The 2872-nt window shown below is 52.2% G+C and carries 4 protein-coding genes; 1 reads left to right on the forward strand and 3 read right to left on the reverse strand.

Annotated elements, in window-relative coordinates:
* The first annotated feature begins 73 nt into the window (after positions 1 to 73).
* On the forward strand, positions 74 to 1159 hold the full coding sequence (locus FDW94_RS14735) for a malate/lactate/ureidoglycolate dehydrogenase (protein ID WP_137377808.1): 1086 nt from the start codon (positions 74 to 76) through the stop codon (positions 1157 to 1159).
* Between the two features lie 97 nt (positions 1160 to 1256).
* On the opposite strand, the gene ybiJ is transcribed toward FDW94_RS14735, so the two are convergent.
* From ybiJ to ybiX, 3 genes are all read right to left on the reverse strand, one after another.
* On the reverse strand, positions 1257 to 1517 hold the full coding sequence (gene ybiJ / locus FDW94_RS14740) for a DUF1471 family protein YbiJ (protein WP_003831561.1): 261 nt from the start codon (positions 1515 to 1517) through the stop codon (positions 1257 to 1259).
* 300 nt (positions 1518 to 1817) lie between these two features.
* A complete protein-coding gene (locus FDW94_RS14745; protein ID WP_032942775.1) occupies positions 1818 to 2084 on the reverse strand; it encodes a DksA/TraR family C4-type zinc finger protein in 267 nt (88 codons plus the stop codon).
* Between the two features lie 75 nt (positions 2085 to 2159).
* Entirely contained in the window at positions 2160 to 2837 is a 678-nt protein-coding gene (gene ybiX / locus FDW94_RS14750; RefSeq protein ID WP_137377809.1) for a PKHD-type hydroxylase YbiX, read from the reverse strand.
* Positions 2838 to 2872 lie beyond the last annotated feature (35 nt).

Consider the following 2872-nt stretch of genomic DNA (forward strand, 5'->3'; position numbering starts at 1 on the left):
GCGCACCGTGGCGCAGCATAGTTTGTTGAAAAATAAGAAACACAACAAACACGCGACACAACAGGAGATAACAATGAACAGTGGACATCGCTTCCATGTGCCAACGCTGCACGCCTTTATCCAGGCCGTTTTTCATCAGATGGGAAGCAATGATCAGGAGGCGCGGCTGGTGGCCGACCATCTGATAGCCTCTAACCTCGCCGGTCACGACTCCCATGGCATCGGTATGATCCCAAGCTATATTCGTTCATTCTCGCAGGGGCATCTGCAGATCAACCGTCATGCCAAAGTGGTAAAGGATGCGGGGGCGGTGATTACGCTTGACGGCGACTGTGCGTTTGGTCAGGTGGCGGCGCACGAGGCAATCACGCTTGGAATCGAAAAAGCGCGTCAGTACGGAATCGCTGCCGTGGCATTACATAATTCGCACCATATCGGCCGTATTGGCTACTGGGCGGAGCAATGTGCGGCGGCAGGTTTTGTCTCGGTACACTTTGTGAATGTGGTGGGGATCCCGATGGTCGCACCGTTTCATGGGCGCGATAGCCGTTTTGGCACCAATCCTTTCTGCGTCGTGTTTCCACGTAAAAATACCTTCCCACTGTTGCTGGACTATGCAACTAGCGCCATCGCGTTTGGCAAAACCCGTGTGGCATGGCATAAAGGCGAGCCGGTGGCTCCAGGATGCCTGATTGATGTGGCGGGTGTTCCCACTACCGATCCTGCGGTAATGCAGGTTTCTCCGCTGGGGTCGTTGCTGACCTTTGCCGAGCACAAGGGGTATGCGCTGGCGGCGATGTGCGAAATTATGGGCGGTGCGCTTTCTGGCGGTAAAACCACACATGAAGAGAGCCTGCAGACCAGCGCGGACGCCATCATTAACTGTATGACCACCATCATTATGAATCCACAACTGTTCGGCGCGCCGGACTGCGACAACCAGGTCGCGGCATTTGCTGAGTGGGTGAAAGCGTCCCCGCATGCTGAAGATGCCCCGATCCTGTTGCCTGGGGAGTGGGAGGTGAATACTCGCGAGGAACGGCTGGAACACGGTATTCCGCTGGATGCCGGAAGCTGGCAAGCGATTTGTGAGGCGGCACTGCAAATTGGGATGCCAGACGCCGTGTTGCAGGAATTCTGCCAGCGGCTGGAAAAATAGGCAAAAAAAAGCCCGTCCAGTGGCGGACGGGCAAACAAAGGGTAACAAACAGGGTCAATGAGGGTTGGAGCATTGGGTCGTACAGGTAATCTTTCGGTTATTTATAGATAACCGCGGTGCCGCTCATTTTGTCTTTGCCGATAGCGGAAGTGATGCTGTAGCCAGTTGCGCCAGCTGCATTCGCTTTCTCAGCCAGTTTGGCTTCCAGGCCGTCCAGCGTAGTGGCGCCGTCAGCAGATACCACACCAATTTTGTTCATGTTTTGCGCCTGAGTAGAGGAAACCGGCTCGGCAGCGAAAACGCCAAATGACAGGGTGGACAGGGCGATGGCGGCAACAGCAAATTTGATATTTTTCATGATTAATCTCTCGCAGGGTTGTTCTGTTAGTCAGTGTTCTTTAAGAAGACGTTGTTCCGTCGATGTGATAAGTATCACGTTTTTTTTGGTGAGAGAAAATCGAATAGAATTGACGACATCAATCAAAAAAATTGAATGACAAATAACTTATTGAATATTAATAAATTCGAGTAAGGGATTTACAGTTCTTGTCATTGCGCTTTACAGAGAAGGCGACAACGGCACATTTTGCTACACAGGGTGCAAAAAAGCATGCTCGTAAAGGAAATCGTATGCGCTGAAACTTTTGGTAAAGATAAGTCAACGTAGCTGGCTGTCTTTCGAACCCCTGCGATTATATCCTGAAAATGCTGAGTTATGTGAATCTTTATCCTGTTGGCAGGTGATGCATAAGCGTACCCCTGGCACGGCCTCACGTCTGGCCTGAGGGATAGGATTGCCGCATTCTTCGCATTCATACAGACTTTCCCCCGTCGGTAACTCACCGCGAGCGCGGGCAACAGCATCTTCAATAGTATTGTTGATCTGTTCGTTAACCGCGTCGTCATTTGCCCATCCGGATGCCATGTGTACCTCCTGCTGATGTCTACAGACTAAGTATAGCGAAGGTGATGGCTGAAAAACGACCACGCGCCAGCAGTATCAGATTTCAGACCATTCGCGCAGCAGGTTATGGTAGAGATTGAGTAATGACAGGATCTCGCTGCTCTCCCCATGGCGAACCTTCAGGGATTGAATGTTTTTATCCAGTTCAAAAAGCATGGCGCGATTTTTGTCGTCACGGACCATCGACTGTATCCACATAAAAGACGCTACACGAACGCCATGGGTCACTGGCGTGACGCAATGTAGGCTGCTGGAAGGGTAAAGCACCAGATCGCCTGCCGGAAGCTTCACCGCATGCTGGCCGTAAGTATCATTGACCAGCAGTTCTCCCCCTTCATAATCATTCGGGTTACTCAGGAATAAAGTTGCGGAAAGGTCCGTGCGCATCCAGCCGTTTTGCGGATGGCTACGCACCGCACCGTCAACGTGAAAACCGTAGGTCTCGTTGTCCTGGTAGCGATTAAACAGCGGTGTGGAGAGCGTTTTCGGTAGTGCTGCGGCGAAGAAAAGCGCGCTGTTATTTATCGCAGTCTGTACCGCCTGTTGTAAAACGCCGTAGCGTTCACTTTGCGTATTCACCTGCTGGTTGTTTTTAACCTGCGCCCCCTGAGCGCCGGTGGTTGCGCGGCCATCAACCCAGTCGGCAGCGTCCAGTTGTTCGCGAAACCAGGCTACATCCTGCGCCGACAGAACGCCGGGAATGTGGTACATCATCAGTGTTTCTCCTGAAAGTGGGGCTTACGCCCCAC

The organism is Citrobacter sp. wls757 (assembly GCF_005280935.1).
In the GTDB taxonomy this organism is placed as follows: domain Bacteria; phylum Pseudomonadota; class Gammaproteobacteria; order Enterobacterales; family Enterobacteriaceae; genus Citrobacter; species Citrobacter portucalensis.